The following is a 13933-nucleotide window of genomic DNA, read 5'->3' on the forward strand; positions in this document are numbered from 1 at the left end:
GCGGCTCCCACAGGCGACCGCGGTACCTAGTGGGAGCGGCCTTGTGTCGCGATGGGCCGCAGAGCGGCCGCAAAATCTCACAGGAATGTGAACACCTGCTCCGCCGGCAACCGCGACTTGTTCAGCCCGGCATTAAAGTCAGTCTCGCTGCGATACCCCAGGCTGAGAATCACCACACTGGTAAAGCCACGCTCACGCAACCCCAGCTCGGCATCCAGCACCTTGCTGTCAAAGCCTTCGATCGGCGTGGCATCCAACCCATGTGCGGCGGCCCCCAGCAAGGCCGAACCCAACGCCAGGTAGGTCTGCTTCTCCATCCAGTGCTGCACATCCTTCTGGTCGAAGCGGTGCAGGTTGACGTAGTGACGGCGGCTCTGGTTCTGCGCCGCACGTGCCTGTTCATCGCGGAAGCGGCCATCGGCAGCCTCCTGGCCGAGTACACCGTTCAGGTGTTCCTCGGTCATCTCGGTACGGGTGCAGAACACGATTACGTGCGAGGCATCGAGAATCTTCGGCGAGTTGTAGGCATAACCCTGCGAGGTGCTCTTGGCCAGGCGGGCCTTGCCTTCGGCGCTGTCGGCGACGATGAAGTGCCAGGGTTGCGAATTAACCGAAGACGGGCTGTGGCGCAGTTGTTCAAGCAGGGCATCGACAGTGGCCTGGGGAATACGGCGTGAGGCATCGTAGGCTTTGGTGGTGTAGCGGCGCTTGGCCAGCGAGACGGTATCCATGCAATAACTCCGGAATGAACTGTGGATTTGTCGCGCATCTTATCTTTCCTGCAAAAAAGAAAAACCGGCACAATGCAGCAACACTTTCATCCCTGGAGTGAAAATGCTGCGCATCGCCGATCTCGAACTGTTCGCCCGCAGCAGCGTGCTGGGCAGCTTCACCGCTGCGGCCCATGAAGCAGGCCTGCTGCCGGGCCAGGTGGCTGCCGCCATCAAACGCCTGGAGCGCGACCTGGATGTGCGCCTGTTCGCCCGCACCACCCGCAGCCTGCGCCTTACCGCCGAAGGCGAGCGCTACCTGCCCACCGCGCTGAACGTGCTGGAGAGCCTGCGCCAGGGCCATGAAGACCTGCACGGCAACCCGCATACCCTGCGCGGCACCTTGCAGGTATCGGCGCCGTCCGACATGGGCCGCAACATGCTGCTGCCGTGGCTCAGCGCGTTTCGCCGCGAGCACCCGGCGTTGCAGCTGCGCTTCTTTCTCTCTGACCAGATCGCCGACCTCAACCGCGACCCGGTGGATGTGGCCATCCGCTACGGCCTCAACCAGGATGCCAACTACATCGCCCTGCCGCTGGCCGCCTGGAACCGCCGGGTGCTGGTCGCCTCGCCCGACTACCTGACCCGCCACGGTCACCCGCTCACGCCCGATGCCCTGCAGCAGCACGCCTGCCTACTTTACCTGCAGCACAACCGGGTATACGACAAGTGGCAGCTGGGCAACCGCACCGTGCAGGTACGCGGACCGCTGGTCAGCGATGACGCCGACGTCATCCGCCGCCTGGCCATTCAAGGCGAAGGTATCGTCTATAAGTCGTGGCTGGATGTCAGCGCCAACATTGCCGCCGGTGAACTGGAAATCGTCCTGCCCGAATTGCTCGGCGAGCCTACCCCGGTCACCCTGGTGTGCCCGCATCGCAAACAGCTCACACCGGCGGTGACGCAATTGCACCTGTGGTTGCGCGAACGCTTCGAACAGCTGCGTGAGCAAGCACTGACCACCGGCTGCACAATCGTTCCAGACTGAACAGGGCCAGTGCGCTAAGGTAGCCATTTACCCCCAAGGCACACTTCCATGAGCAACTGGATCGACTTCAAGCAAGATGCCGACACCGGTATCGAGTCGGTCCGTGCGCATTTCGTCGGGCATGCTTACGACCCGCACTGGCACGACAGTTTCCTGGTCGGCGTGACCGAACAAGGTGTGCAGCAGTTCAACTGCCGCCGGGTGCGCCACCGCAGCACCCCGGGGCAGGTGTTTCTGCTCGAACCCGGCGACATCCACGATGGCCTGGCGCCGACCGAAGAAGGCTTTACCTATTCGACGCTGTACCTGGACCCGGCCTGGCTCGACCAGCAATTGCGGGCACTGTTCGAGCAGGCGCCGGGTAACAGCCTGCCCAGCTTTGCCGACACCCTGTGCCACGACGAACGCCTGGCCCGGGCCACTGCCCTGGCCTTCCGCGCCGTGCATGACCAGGACTTGCGCATCGTCCGGCAAACCGCCACGGACGACCTGCTCGCCTGCCTGACCCGCCACCTGCATTGGCGCCGGCGCATCAACCCCGACCCGCGCCTGCCGCTGACCGCGCAGCGTGCGCGGGACTTCCTGCACGCCAACCTGGAGCGCGACATCGGTCTGGAAGACTTGGCCCAGGCCTGCGGCATCGACCGCTTCCGCCTCACCCGTGCATTCAAGGCTGCATTCGGCATCGCCCCGCATGCCTACCTGATCCAGCTGCGCCTAGCCCGGGCGCGGCGCCTGCTTGCCCAGGGCCAAACACCTGCCGAAGTGGCCGTGGCCCTGGGCTTTGCCGACCAGAGCCACCTGGGCCGCTGGTTCCGCCGCGCCTATCAGCTGACCCCTGCCGACTACCGCAGGCGCTGCTCAAACCTTCCAGACTGAGCGCCTGCAAGCCGCGAGCATGGTGCTTCGATTTTCCGGAGCGTTTGACCATGTCGCAGTCGTTGTTGCCTTTTATCCTGTTCGCCCTGGTGTCCAGCATCAGCCCGGGGCCGACCAACCTGTTGATCCTTGCCCACGGCGCGCGCCTGGGCTTGCGCGCGAGCCTGGCGCCAATCGTGGCAGCGTGTGGCGCGGCGGCAGCGATCGTGCTGTTGGTCGGGCTGGGGCTGGGTGAGCTGCTGCTGCGTCACCCGCTGGCGCAACAACTGATGAGCTGGGCCGGGGTACTGTGGCTGAGCTGGCTGGCGTGGAAGATGCTGCGCAGTGCCGCCGCCCCGCTGCAGACGGGCTCGGCGCAAGGTTTCAGCGCTTTCAGCGCGGCCTCGTTGCAAGTGGTGAACCCCAAGGTGTGGATGATGGCCGTGGCGGTGATCGGCGTGTTTGCTGCGCCGTCGTTGCCGGTGTGGCAACTGGCGCTGGTGTTCTGGCTGATTGCCCTGCCGTGCATGGCGGCGTGGGCGGTGTTGGGGGTGGGTAGCGCGCGGTGGTTGCAGGCACCGCGGCGGTTGCGGGTGTTCAACCAGTTGTTGGCGGGGGTTTTGCTGGTTTCTGCTTGGGCTGCCGTGTTGGCTTGAGCCCTCTTTTACAGGCCTGCGCAGGGCCTGTAGGAGCGGCCTTGTGTCGCGAATGGGCTGCGCAGCAGCCCCAGGGTTTCAGGGCCGCTGCACAGATTGCTGGGGCCGCTGCGCGCCCCGATCGCGACACAAGGCCGCTCCTACAAGGATCGCGCAAGCCTCGGGTTAATGCGGCAGCGCCTCACGGAAGCGCCGGGTACTGGCCACGGCCAGCAGCAACCCGACCACCGCCACGCTACCGCCCACCAGGCCGATATCCGCCACATCCATCTGACTGCTGACGATACTGCCCAGCAACGCACCACCACCAATGCCGATGTTGTAGATGCCCGAGAACAGCGCCATGGCCACGTCGGTAGCGTCGGACGCCAGTTTCAACGTCTTGGACTGCAGCGACAGGCTGAAGCTGAGAATCGCCACGCCCCAGAACATGCTCAACACCGCGAACACATAGAAGTTGCCCGACAGCGGCAACAGCAACAGCAGGCATGTCGCCAGCACGCCGATCGACCCCACCAGGAAGCCATGCGGAAAACGCTCGCTGTAACGGCTGAACAGCAACGAGCCAAACACCCCGGCGCCGCCGAACAGCAACAACAACAGCGTGGTGCGCTCGCCGCCAATCTGCGCCACGTGCAGGGCGAATGGCTCGATGTAGCTGTAGGCAGTGAACTGCGCCGTGATTACCAGCGTCACCAGCAGATAGGTAATGACCAGCGCCGGGCGCTTGAACAGGATCGGCAGGCTGCGCAGCGAACCGGAGTTCTGGCTGGGCAGCAACGGCAGCGACTTCATCAGGCACAGCATGGTGGCCAGGGCCACCCCGGCAATGCTGAGGAAGGTGATGCGCCAGCCCAGAGCCTCGCCCACCACTCGGCCCAGCGGGATACCCAGGACCATCGCCAAGGTAGTACCGGTGGCCAGCAGGCCCAGCGCCTTGGCCTGCTGACCAGGCGGCGCCACACGTACCGCCAGCGAGGCAGTGATGGCCCAGAACACCGCATGCGCCAAGGCGATGCCGATACGGCTGACCAGCAACATGGCAAAGCTCTGCGACAGCCACGACAGCAAATGACTGACAATGAACACCAGGAACACCAACAGCAGCAGGCGCCGCCGTTCGATGTTGCGGGTCAGCAGCATCATCGGCAGCGAGGCCAGCGCCACTACCCAGGCGTAGATGGTCAGCATCAGGCCGACCTGGGCGGTGCTCATGTCGAAGCTGCGGCCAATGTCGCTGAGCAACGCCACCGGGACGAACTCGGTGGTGTTGAAGATGAAAGCCGCCAGGGCCAGGGCAATGACACTCATCCAGCTGCCGCTGCCCGCCGTGGGCGGCATGTGGGTGGGGGTGGGTCCGTTCATGGGTGAAAAATGCTTCTCCGCAGGCAAGGCAACAGGTCGCACGCCAGCCACCCGCTTGCAGGGGTGTCGACGCACGCTTTGTTATTGATAGGAATGCCCGGCATGGTACGCGTCAAGCCATGGCCTCACAACCGCGAGGCAGGCAGAAGGAGTACCATGCGCGCTTTGTGTGAAACGCGTGTGCAACAAGGAGCCCGATCCGCTCATGGACAAGCAGCCCCCCCAGCAGCAATGGCAGCAGGCGGTTACCGCCTATGCCCAGGCCGTCAACGACTATGTTGCGCAGGGCCGCGCACAAGGCTGGGACAACCTCGAAGAGCCGCAGGCGCCGGCCACCGAGCACCTGCTCGACGCCTGGCTGAGCGCCTTGCAGGTGGCCAACAGCCCAGGCGCCGATGAGCAGCAGCGCCAGGCCTTTCGCGCTGCCTGGCCGCCTGCACATCAACCCTTGGTGCCTTTGCTTGATCAACAGGGCCAAGGGATCAGCAACGTCCTGCTGCTGGACGACGGCAGCCTGCTGGCCCGCATCGGCATGCCGTATGAAAAAGGCCAGGTGGTACGCATCGACCGCCATGGGGTGACCCCGGTTATCGGCATCGACCACTTTGGCCGCTGCCCGGCGCGCCGCTACTTCGCCCTGGCCAATGCCGAGGGCGTGCGTGTGACCGATGGCTGGGGTGGCCCGCAGGTGCAGCGCCTGCCCTGGCCCACAGGGCTTGAGGGGTTGCCGCAGGGTTACCCGTTCGAGCCCTTCGACCTGCCGCCCACGCCGACCGCTTTGATCCCCTTCCCGGATGGCCAGCGGGTGCTGCTGGTGAGTGCCGAGGGCATCTTCCTGCTGACCTCCCAGGGCGCAACCCGCCTGCTGCCGCACCAGGCACGGGTGCTGGATGAGCTGGCCGAAGGCACCGACCCGGACGACATCAGCCTGGGGCTGAGCATGGAGCACGGCGCAGTGTCGCCAGATGGCCAATTGATCGTGGTGGGTGAACAAGGCAGCCGGCACCTGGTGCTGGACGAGCAACTCAGGCCGCTGGCGGAAATCGGCCCGGGCAGCGAGTACCCGCACTTTGCGCTGTTCAATCGCGCGGGTGACCAGTTGATCGTCAATGCCTGCCATTTCTACAGCGGTGCCACGCTGGCGGTAAGGGTGGCCGACTTACCGGGGCTGGATACCGATTACTACAGCCAGGACCCGCGTACCCCGCTGGTACAGGATGGCGCACGGGTGTACGCCGGGGTGGCGCGCGATGGCGAGTACATCGTCGGTGATGCCTATGGCTACCTGCGCGCGTTTGGCGAGGATGGAACGGAGCATTGGCAGCATTACCTGGGGTCGACCATCAGTGCGATGGATATCAGTGCCAACGGGCAAACACTGGTGGCGGCCAGCCATGCGGGGGTTGTTTCGATGATTGCACTTGAAGGCGGGCGGCCGGAATGGCAGATCGGTACCGGGGCACATGGCGAAGTGCGGCGCTGGTTGTTCTGGAAGGGCTGGGATAGAGCAATGATCTGGTAACAGGTCCAGCACTGTTTTGCCTGTACTGGCCTCTTCGCGGGTAAACCCGCTCCTACATCGGCCATTGTAGGAGCGGGTTTACCCGCGAAGAGGCCAGTACAGGCTTACCGATCAATCAGCCCTGCAAAGTGGCCATGTCGATCACGAACCGGTACTTCACATCACCGGCAATCATCCGCTCATACGCCTGGTTGATATTGCGAATATCGAGCAACTCAATATCGCAACGGATGCCGTGCTCGGCACAGAAATCCAGCACTTCCTGGGTCTCGGCGATGCCACCGATCAACGACCCCGCCAGCACCCGGCGCTTCAGCACCAGGTTGGCCGCATGCACCGCCGGGTCGATCGGTTCGATCAGGCCGACCAGGATGTGCACACCATCGAACTTCAAGGTTTCCTGGTATGGATTCAGGTCATGCTGCACCGGGATGGTGTCCAGCAGGAAATCGAAACGGCCGGCAGCGGCACGCATCTGCTCGGCATCGGTGGACACGATCACATGGTCGGCGCCCTGGCGGCGGGCTTCTTCGGCCTTGGCCTGGGAGCGGGTGAACAGGGTCACTTCGGCACCCAGGGCCTTGGCCAGCTTGATGCCCATGTGGCCCAGGCCACCCATGCCGAGGATTCCGACCTCGTGACCCGGGCCGACACCGTGATGCTTGAGCGGTGAATAGGTGGTGATGCCGGCGCACAGGATCGGCGCAGCGCTGGCCAGGTCCATGCCGGCCGGGATGCGTACCACGAAGTGCTCGCTGACCACGATGCTGCTGGAGTAACCACCCATGGTGTTGCTGCCGTCGACCCGGTCCGGGGTGGCATAGGTCATGGTCGGGCCTTCCAGGCAGTATTGCTCCAGGTCCTTGGCACAGGCCTCGCAGTGGCGGCAGGAATCGACCATGCAACCAACACCGACCAGGTCGCCAACCTTGTGCGCGGTTACCTTGGCGCCTACCGCAGTGACGCGGCCGATAATCTCGTGACCAGGCATCAGCGGGTACACGGCAATGCCCCACTCGTTGCGCGCCTGGTGGATGTCGGAGTGGCACACGCCGCAATACAGGATCTCGATGGCGACGTCGTCCGGGCGCGGGCTGCGGCGCTCGAAGGCCATGGGGGCAAGGGGGCTGGTGGGGGTTTGGGCGGCGTAACCGATGGCGGTGTACATGCAGGGCCTCGCAGTGAAGTGAAACGATTCAGGCGGCGCATTCTGCGCGTCGTTTGTCGCCTCGCCCACGGCTGATTCTCCGGCATGCATGCCTGATTCTCCGAACCTTCCATCCAGAGCCTGGCGCCACACCGTCAATCTGCGATGATCAAGCTGTCTGATTCTCTGCCCACGGTTCACCATGCAACTGACCCGTCACGTTGACGCCAATGCGCCACTTTGCGCGCTGATCCGCAGCCTTGCCTCGCGCCCGGGCTTTGTGCCCACGCACCTGCCCCAGGTGCAGGTGCTGAGCTGGGACCACTATGTGGCCAGCAGCCCGCAAATCTACGAACCCAGCCTGATGATCCTGGCCCAGGGCAGCAAACTGGCGCGCCTGGGGCCGCGTACCCTGGAGTACGGCGCCGGGCATTACCTGGTGCAGGCGTTGTCGGTGCCGTTCATGTGCGAAACCTTCGCCACCCCTGAAGCGCCCTTGCTGGGCGTGGCGGTAGACATCGACCGTGGTGTGCTGGGTGAACTGGTACAGAGCATGGACCTGGCGCCAGACGCGGCAGTGCAGGTACAAACACCACAATCGATGACCTCCGCTGCGCTGGACGCACCGATGCGCGAAAGTGTGGAGCGGCTGCTGCGCTGCCTGCAGGACCCGCTGGACGCCAAGGTACTGGGCCCTGCGCGGGTCCGCGAGGTGTTGTACACCGCCTTGCGCGGCCCGCAGGCCGGCGTGTTACGGGCGTTGGTGGAGCAACAGGGGCACTTCGCCCGCATTGGCGCTGCCCTCGCCCACCTGCGCGAGCACTACGCCGAGCCGCTGAGCGTGGAAGCACTGGCCGCGCGGGCCAACATGAGCATTTCGACCTTCCATGAACACTTCAAGCGCTGCACCGACATGGCGCCGATGCAATACCTCAAGCGCCTGCGGCTACTCAAGGCCCAGCAAATGCTGATCGGTGAAGGCCTGGGGGTAGCGCAGGCCGCGCACCGGGTGGGCTACCAGAGTACGTCGCAGTTCAGCCGCGAGTACAAGCGCCAGTTCGAGCGCAGCCCTGGGGATGAGCTGCCATATCAAAGCTTACCGGTTTAGTCATTCACGGCCGCGTGCGATTTTGCAGGAACGGCCCTGTGGGAGCGGGTTCACCCGCGAAGAATCCAACACGGTGGATGGCACCGGCTTTGCCGGTGTTCGCGGCTAAAGCCGCTCCCACAGGGTCAGAGTCAATGCAAAAGCGGCCACTGTGCCAACGGCCAATATGCACCTTTGCGCGACTCGTACAGCGTGAAGTGGCGGGCGGCGAGGTAAAACTCCGGTGCGCTGCTGGCTTCTGGCGGCTGGCCGCGGTACTCCCTGGACAACGTCAGGTGCGGACGATACTCACGGCTGGCCGCTTCCACTCCCAACGGCAGCAGCGCCTGCTGCAGGCCGTACACCAGTTGCAACAGGGGCGGTGGTGTTAGCTGCGCCTCAAGCACCAGGGCGCCGGCCCGCTGCCACACCTGCAAACGGTCGAGCAACAGCCGCGGCGCCGTGGCCGGCAGCGCCAATTGGTCGACTGCCGCGCAAATCGCCGGTACCTGGGCGGCATCCACATCACCGAGGAACAGTAACGTCACATGAAAGTTGGCCGCCGGCACCGGTTTGCCGCTACGCAGGTTCAGGCCGCGCCGCCACTGGGCCAGGGCGCGGCGCTGGGTATCACTGACCGGTAAGGCAAAGAACAGCCGCTTGAACGGTGTACCGCTGGTGTGCAGATCCTGAACCATGTGGACTCCTGGACATGAATCGTTTGCGCAAGTCTGTAGGGTATTACACCTAAGTCGCCCCGCCGTTTCGTAACAATAAGTACAAACTACGCCCATGATTGTTTATGCTCGGGGGCTTATGCCATGGCGCATGGCCATTTTTCGACAAGTAAACGTCCATGAAAATTGCACTCGTACTCCTCTTCGTCCTCTCGATCGCTTATGTACACCTGCGCGGTCGGGTGCGCCACAAGCTGACCCGCCAACTGGGCGATCACTCCAGCTTCCTGGCACCGATCAACAGCTTCCTGTATCTGTTTTCCAAGCACCCGGCCAAGCCTTACCTGCCGGTAGAGGCGTTCCCCGAACTGAAGCCGCTGCAGGACCATTGGCAGGAAATCCGCGAGGAAGGCCGCCAGCTGCTGCACGTGGGCGAAATCAAGAAGTCCGAGAATTACGATGACGTCGGCTTCAACTCGTTCTTCAAGACCGGCTGGAAGCGCTTTTACCTGAAGTGGTACGGCGAAAGCCACCCGTCGGCGATGGCCCTGTGCCCGCGTACCACCGAGTTGCTGCAAGGCATCGGCACGGTCAAGGCCGCCATGTTCGCCACCCTGCCGCCGGGTGCCAAGCTGGTCCGCCACCGTGACCCGTATGCCGGTTCGTACCGCTACCACCTGGGCCTGGACACACCGAACGACGACGGATGCTACATCGACGTGGACGGCGAGAAGTACTCGTGGCGCGATGGCGAAGGCGTGGTCTTCGATGAGACCTACATCCACTACGCGGCCAACACCACCGAGCACAACCGCATCATCCTGTTCTGTGACGTAGAGCGCCCGCTCAAGTACCGTTGGGCAACCGCGTTCAACCGCTGGTTCAGCCGTAATGTAATGGCCGCCGCCGCCGCGCCCAATGATGCCAGCGACAAGACCGGGGGCATCAACCGGCTGTTCACCCGCATCTACAAGATCCGCGAGCGCGGCAAGGCACTGAAAAAGCGCAACCGCATGCGCTACTACCTGGAGAAGTGGGCAGTGGTTGCGGCGTTGGTGCTGGTGTTCATCTACATCTGATGGTTGTACGCAATCCCTTGTAGGAGTGGCTTTAGCCGCGAACACCGGCAACGCCGATGCCATCCACTGCGCTGGATTCTTCGCGGGTGACCCCGCCCCTACAAGTGCCAGCGTTTACCAACCAAAGTACAGGCCTCACACTGGCGACTCTTCGACTAGCCTGAAAGCTCCACTCGCAACTCCCCCCAAGGTGAAGACGATGAGCATGATGGACTGGGACGCCTACCGTAAGCAGTTGATGGCCGGCATCGGCGATCTCAAGCAACTCTCCCCCGACACCGTGGCCGGCTACATGACCGCCAGTGGTGCAGGGGCCAAAACCAACCACCTGGACGCCAAGACCCGCGAGCTGATCTCCCTGGCCGTGGCCGTGACCACCCGCTGCGACGGCTGCATCGCCGTGCATTCGCAGCAGGCAGTCAAGCATGGCGCCAGCCGCGAGGAAATTGCCGAAGCCCTCGGCGTGGCCGTGGCAATGAACGCTGGTGCTGCACTGGTCTATTCCGCACGGGCCATGGATGCGGTGGGCAAGGCCAACGGCTGAGCACAAACGGCGTCGCCGCCCTTGCGCGACGGCGCCGCGCCACCCAGACTGGGCGGCTAAGCACTCTCAGGAACCCGCATGATCCACATTCGCCCCATGACGCCCGAAGACTTCGAACGCTTCTGGCCTACCTTCCAGGCTGTTGTCCAGGCCCGTGAAACCTACGCATACGACCCGGCCCTGACCTTTGAACAGGCCAGCCAGCTGTGGCTGGAGCTGCCATTGCACACCCTGCTGGCCGAAGAGGATGGCGAGCTGCTGGGTTCGTATTATCTCAAGGCCAATGCCACCGGGCCTGGCGCGCATGTGGGTAATTGCGGCTACATGGTCTGCGAACAGGCACGTGGCCGGGGCGTGGCGCGCTTGATGTGCGAGCATTCGCAGAAGCTGGCACGCCAGGAGGGCTTTCTGGCCTTACAGTTCAACTCAGTGGTAGCCAGCAATGAAGTGGCAGTGGCGCTGTGGCACAAGCTGGGCTTCGAAACGGTCGGCCGCTTGCCCAAGGCCTATCGCCATGCCCGACTGGGGCTGGTGGACTGCCTGGTGATGTACAAGTGGCTGGCGGATGAGCCAGTGGTAGAGAAGCCGCCGCTGCTGATCGGGCGCAAGAACATCGAGGCACGGGTTTCGCGTCGGCGCGGGCGCTAACCTGCCTACCACGGCCCCATAACCCCAGCAAATTTGACGCCCTAACATTTCAATGGTCAGATGCGCGCCAGTTTCAGGTGTCCTGCGCCGCCGCGCGCAGGGTGAAACGGGAAGCCGGTGCGTCGTGTTGCCCACGACAAGTCCGGCGCTGCCCCCGCAACGGTAAGCGAGCGAACCCTTCGACAAACCACTGTGCACATGCATGGGAAGGTGAAGGTTTCCTGCCCCTCGCAAGCCCGGAGACCGGCCTGAAGCCTCACTTGGCAACCCGCGGTGGGCGGGCGCAGGCCGGTATCCGTGCGCGCGCTTGCGGGCACGGTGTGCCTTTGCGTGTTTTCCACCGGGATCCATTCATTCCTGCAGCAGTGGAACGACATGTCCCGTATGTTCAAGCTTCACCCTCTGGCGGCCTGCCTGGCCGTCGCCCTGCCGGCCCAGGCCGATGGCCTCGACCAACACCCCCTGGCCCTGCCTTCCACGGCCATCACCGGTACCTTCGACAGCCACGACATCGACCTGGCCACGCCCACCCAGGCCGGCTCGCGCCTTGGCCTCAGCGCCCTGGAAACACCAGCCAGTACCAGCAGTATCAGCGCCGAACAGATCCAGCAGCGCAACAACCTCACCGTGCAGGACGCGGTAACCAGGTCCCCAGGCATCACCTACGTCGGCTCCCCTGGCGATGGTGGCACGGGCCTTTCCGCTCGCGGTTTTGCCGGGCACGGCTCGGTGATGACCCTGTTCGACGGCGCACGCCAGTACACCGGTGCCGGCACCCAGACCTTCCCGGTTGACCCATGGATGGTCGAGCGCATCGATGTGATTCGCGGCCCCGCTTCGGTGTTGTATGGCGAGGGCGCCACCGGTGCGGTGGTCAACGTGATCCCGAAAAAACCGTTTGCCGGCGAGGTGCACAACCACCTGCGCCTGGGCTACGGTTCGTGGGACCGCCAGCAGCTCGGCCTGGACAGCGGCGGCAGCCTTGGCGAGCGCCTGAGCTATCGGCTGACCCTGAACCAGCAGGCCGGCAATGGCTGGGTCGACCGCACCACTTCACGCAGCCTGGCCCTGAGCGCGGCACTGCGCTTCGATGCCAGCGACGACCTCAGCTTTACCCTCGCCCATGACCGCGGTGAGGCACAACCTGCCAACTACTACGGCACACCACTGATCGACGGCCACTACCGCAGCAGCCTGCGTAATAAAAACTACAACGTGCAGAACGACGTGCAGCGCTACGACGACGAATGGACCCGGTTGACCGCCGACTGGGCGCTGAACGACCACGTCAGCGCCAGCAACCAGTTGTACTACATCAAGAGCCGCCGCCACTGGCGCAATGCCGAGAATTATGACTGGGACGCCGAGCGCCAGCAGTTGCTGCGCGGCAGCTACCTGGAAATCAAGCACAACCAGGAACAGTTCGGCGACCGCCAGACCTTCACCTTCGACCACTCGCTGTTCGGCCTGGCCAGCAAGACCGTACTCGGAGCCGAGTACAACAAGGTGCGCTTCAACGTCGACAGCAATGCGCCTTACAACGATGTCGGCGGCGACTACATCGACCCGTGGCAACCGCAGCCGGGCGGGTTCCACAGTGCCTCGCCGCTGCGCCCACAAACCCTGTCCACCACCCACACCTTCGCTCTGTTCGCCGAAAACCGCCTGCAGCTGAGCGATCGCCTGTCGCTGGTAACCGGCGTGCGCCGCGACCAGAACCACATCGACCGCGACAACCTGACCAACGACAGCCGCAGCGATCGCAGCCTGCAAGGTGGCAACTGGCGCGTCGGGCTGGTGTTTGCGGTTACCGACGACCTGTCGCTGTATGGCCAGTACTCCACCAGCGAGGACGGGGTCGACAACCTGATCAGCCTCAGCCCGAGCCAGATGCACTACGACCTGACCGAAGCGAAGCAGACCGAGGTGGGGCTCAAGCAACGTTTCTGGGACGGCCGTGGCGAATGGACCTTGGCGGCCTACCACATCGTCAAGAAGAAGCTGCTGGTGGACGACCCGATCACCCACGAGCCACAACAAGCCGGCCAGCAGACGTCCGATGGCCTGGAGGCGACCTTGGAACTGGCGCTGGCGCACCAGTTGCAAGTGTCGGCCAACGCGTCGCTGGTGCGCGCCAGGTATGACGACTTCGCCGAAATGGTCGACGGTGTCGCGCAGGACCGCGCGGGCAACCGACCGGTCAACGTGCCGCGGCGTACCGCCAACCTGTGGCTGAGCAAAGGCTTCGGGCAGCAGGTGGAAGTCGGTATGGGCGCGCGCTATGTGGATGAGCGTTATGCCGATACCGCCAATACCCAGAGCGCCCCCGGGTACACCGTGGTAGATGCCAACATCGGCTGGCAGGTGTTACCGGATGTGCGGCTGGGGTTGCAATTGAACAACCTGTTCGACCGTGAGTATGTGCAGTCGGCGTTCAGCGGGCAGCAGTGGCTGATGGGGATGCCACGGTCTTACTTTGCGACGGTGGATTACAGCTTCTGACTGGCACTGGCCCGTGCCGGCCTCTTCGCGGGCTCGCCCGCTCCCACAGGTATAGCGCTGCCCTTGAGACTTGCGCCATACCTATGGGAG

13 protein-coding genes and 1 riboswitch are annotated in these 13933 nt (G+C 63.9%); of the genes, 9 read left to right on the forward strand and 4 right to left on the reverse strand.

Features of this window, described 5'->3' with window-relative positions:
- Positions 1-77: 77 nt before the first annotated feature.
- Complete coding sequence (gene nfsB / locus ABE456_RS26295) at positions 78-731, reverse strand: oxygen-insensitive NAD(P)H nitroreductase (protein ID WP_346646526.1); 654 nt, start codon at positions 729-731, stop codon at positions 78-80.
- Positions 732-834: 103 nt separating this feature from the next.
- Here nfsB and ABE456_RS26300 point away from each other — a divergent pair, with 103 nt between their 5' ends.
- The 3 genes from ABE456_RS26300 to ABE456_RS26310 are packed head-to-tail and all read left to right on the forward strand — an operon-like array spanning position 835 to position 3272.
- The gene (locus ABE456_RS26300) at positions 835-1758 is read left to right on the forward strand and encodes a LysR family transcriptional regulator (RefSeq protein ID WP_346646527.1); all 924 of its coding nucleotides are present in this window, start codon (positions 835-837) and stop codon (positions 1756-1758) included.
- Between the two features lie 48 nt (positions 1759-1806).
- Positions 1807-2637, forward strand: coding sequence for an AraC family transcriptional regulator (locus tag ABE456_RS26305; protein ID WP_346646528.1), 831 nt, complete (start codon positions 1807-1809; stop codon positions 2635-2637).
- Between the two features lie 50 nt (positions 2638-2687).
- The gene (locus ABE456_RS26310; protein ID WP_346646529.1) at positions 2688-3272 is read left to right on the forward strand and encodes a LysE family translocator; all 585 of its coding nucleotides are present in this window, start codon (positions 2688-2690) and stop codon (positions 3270-3272) included.
- Between the two features lie 165 nt (positions 3273-3437).
- Here the strand turns inward: ABE456_RS26310 and ABE456_RS26315 are convergent, their stop codons facing one another.
- Positions 3438-4637 (reverse strand): sugar transporter, encoded by a 1200-nt coding sequence (locus tag ABE456_RS26315; protein ID WP_346646530.1) that lies wholly within the window; start codon positions 4635-4637, stop codon positions 3438-3440.
- Between the two features lie 205 nt (positions 4638-4842).
- Between ABE456_RS26315 and ABE456_RS26320 the strand changes: the two genes are divergently transcribed.
- On the forward strand, positions 4843-6159 hold the full coding sequence (locus ABE456_RS26320; protein ID WP_346646531.1) for a hypothetical protein: 1317 nt from the start codon (positions 4843-4845) through the stop codon (positions 6157-6159).
- Positions 6160-6274: 115 nt separating this feature from the next.
- Here the strand turns inward: ABE456_RS26320 and calA are convergent, their stop codons facing one another.
- Positions 6275-7327, reverse strand: a complete 1053-nt coding sequence (gene calA, locus ABE456_RS26325; RefSeq protein WP_346646532.1) for a vanillin reductase — start codon at positions 7325-7327, stop codon at positions 6275-6277.
- A 181-nt stretch (positions 7328-7508) separates the two neighbouring features.
- On the opposite strand from calA, the gene ABE456_RS26330 reads away from it, so the two are divergent.
- Entirely contained in the window at positions 7509-8414 is a 906-nt protein-coding gene (locus ABE456_RS26330; RefSeq protein WP_346646533.1) for an AraC family transcriptional regulator, read from the forward strand.
- A gap of 131 nt (positions 8415-8545) precedes the next feature.
- Here the strand turns inward: ABE456_RS26330 and thpR are convergent, their stop codons facing one another.
- Positions 8546-9091: an RNA 2',3'-cyclic phosphodiesterase gene (gene thpR, locus ABE456_RS26335; RefSeq protein ID WP_346646534.1), complete on the reverse strand. Its 546-nt coding sequence runs from the start codon at positions 9089-9091 to the stop codon at positions 8546-8548.
- Positions 9092-9249: 158 nt separating this feature from the next.
- Here thpR and lpxO point away from each other — a divergent pair, with 158 nt between their 5' ends.
- The 4 genes from lpxO to ABE456_RS26355 all read left to right on the forward strand — a co-directional run bounded on the left by lpxO (position 9250) and on the right by ABE456_RS26355 (position 13843).
- Positions 9250-10149 carry a lipid A hydroxylase LpxO gene (lpxO, locus tag ABE456_RS26340; RefSeq protein ID WP_346646535.1) on the forward strand — a complete coding sequence of 300 codons (900 nt, stop codon included), beginning with the start codon at positions 9250-9252 and terminating at the stop codon, positions 10147-10149.
- A 199-nt stretch (positions 10150-10348) separates the two neighbouring features.
- Entirely contained in the window at positions 10349-10693 is a 345-nt protein-coding gene (locus ABE456_RS26345) for a carboxymuconolactone decarboxylase family protein (protein WP_013973174.1), read from the forward strand.
- A 78-nt stretch (positions 10694-10771) separates the two neighbouring features.
- Positions 10772-11341, forward strand: coding sequence for a GNAT family N-acetyltransferase (locus tag ABE456_RS26350; protein WP_346646536.1), 570 nt, complete (start codon positions 10772-10774; stop codon positions 11339-11341).
- Between the two features lie 58 nt (positions 11342-11399).
- Positions 11400-11608, forward strand: a riboswitch (cobalamin riboswitch).
- A 108-nt stretch (positions 11609-11716) separates the two neighbouring features.
- Positions 11717-13843, forward strand: coding sequence for a TonB-dependent receptor (locus ABE456_RS26355; RefSeq protein WP_346646537.1), 2127 nt, complete (start codon positions 11717-11719; stop codon positions 13841-13843).
- Positions 13844-13933: the final 90 nt, after the last annotated feature.

The sequence above is a fragment of the Pseudomonas sp. TWI929 genome (genome assembly GCF_039673335.1).
Classification (GTDB): Bacteria; Pseudomonadota; Gammaproteobacteria; order Pseudomonadales; family Pseudomonadaceae; genus Aquipseudomonas.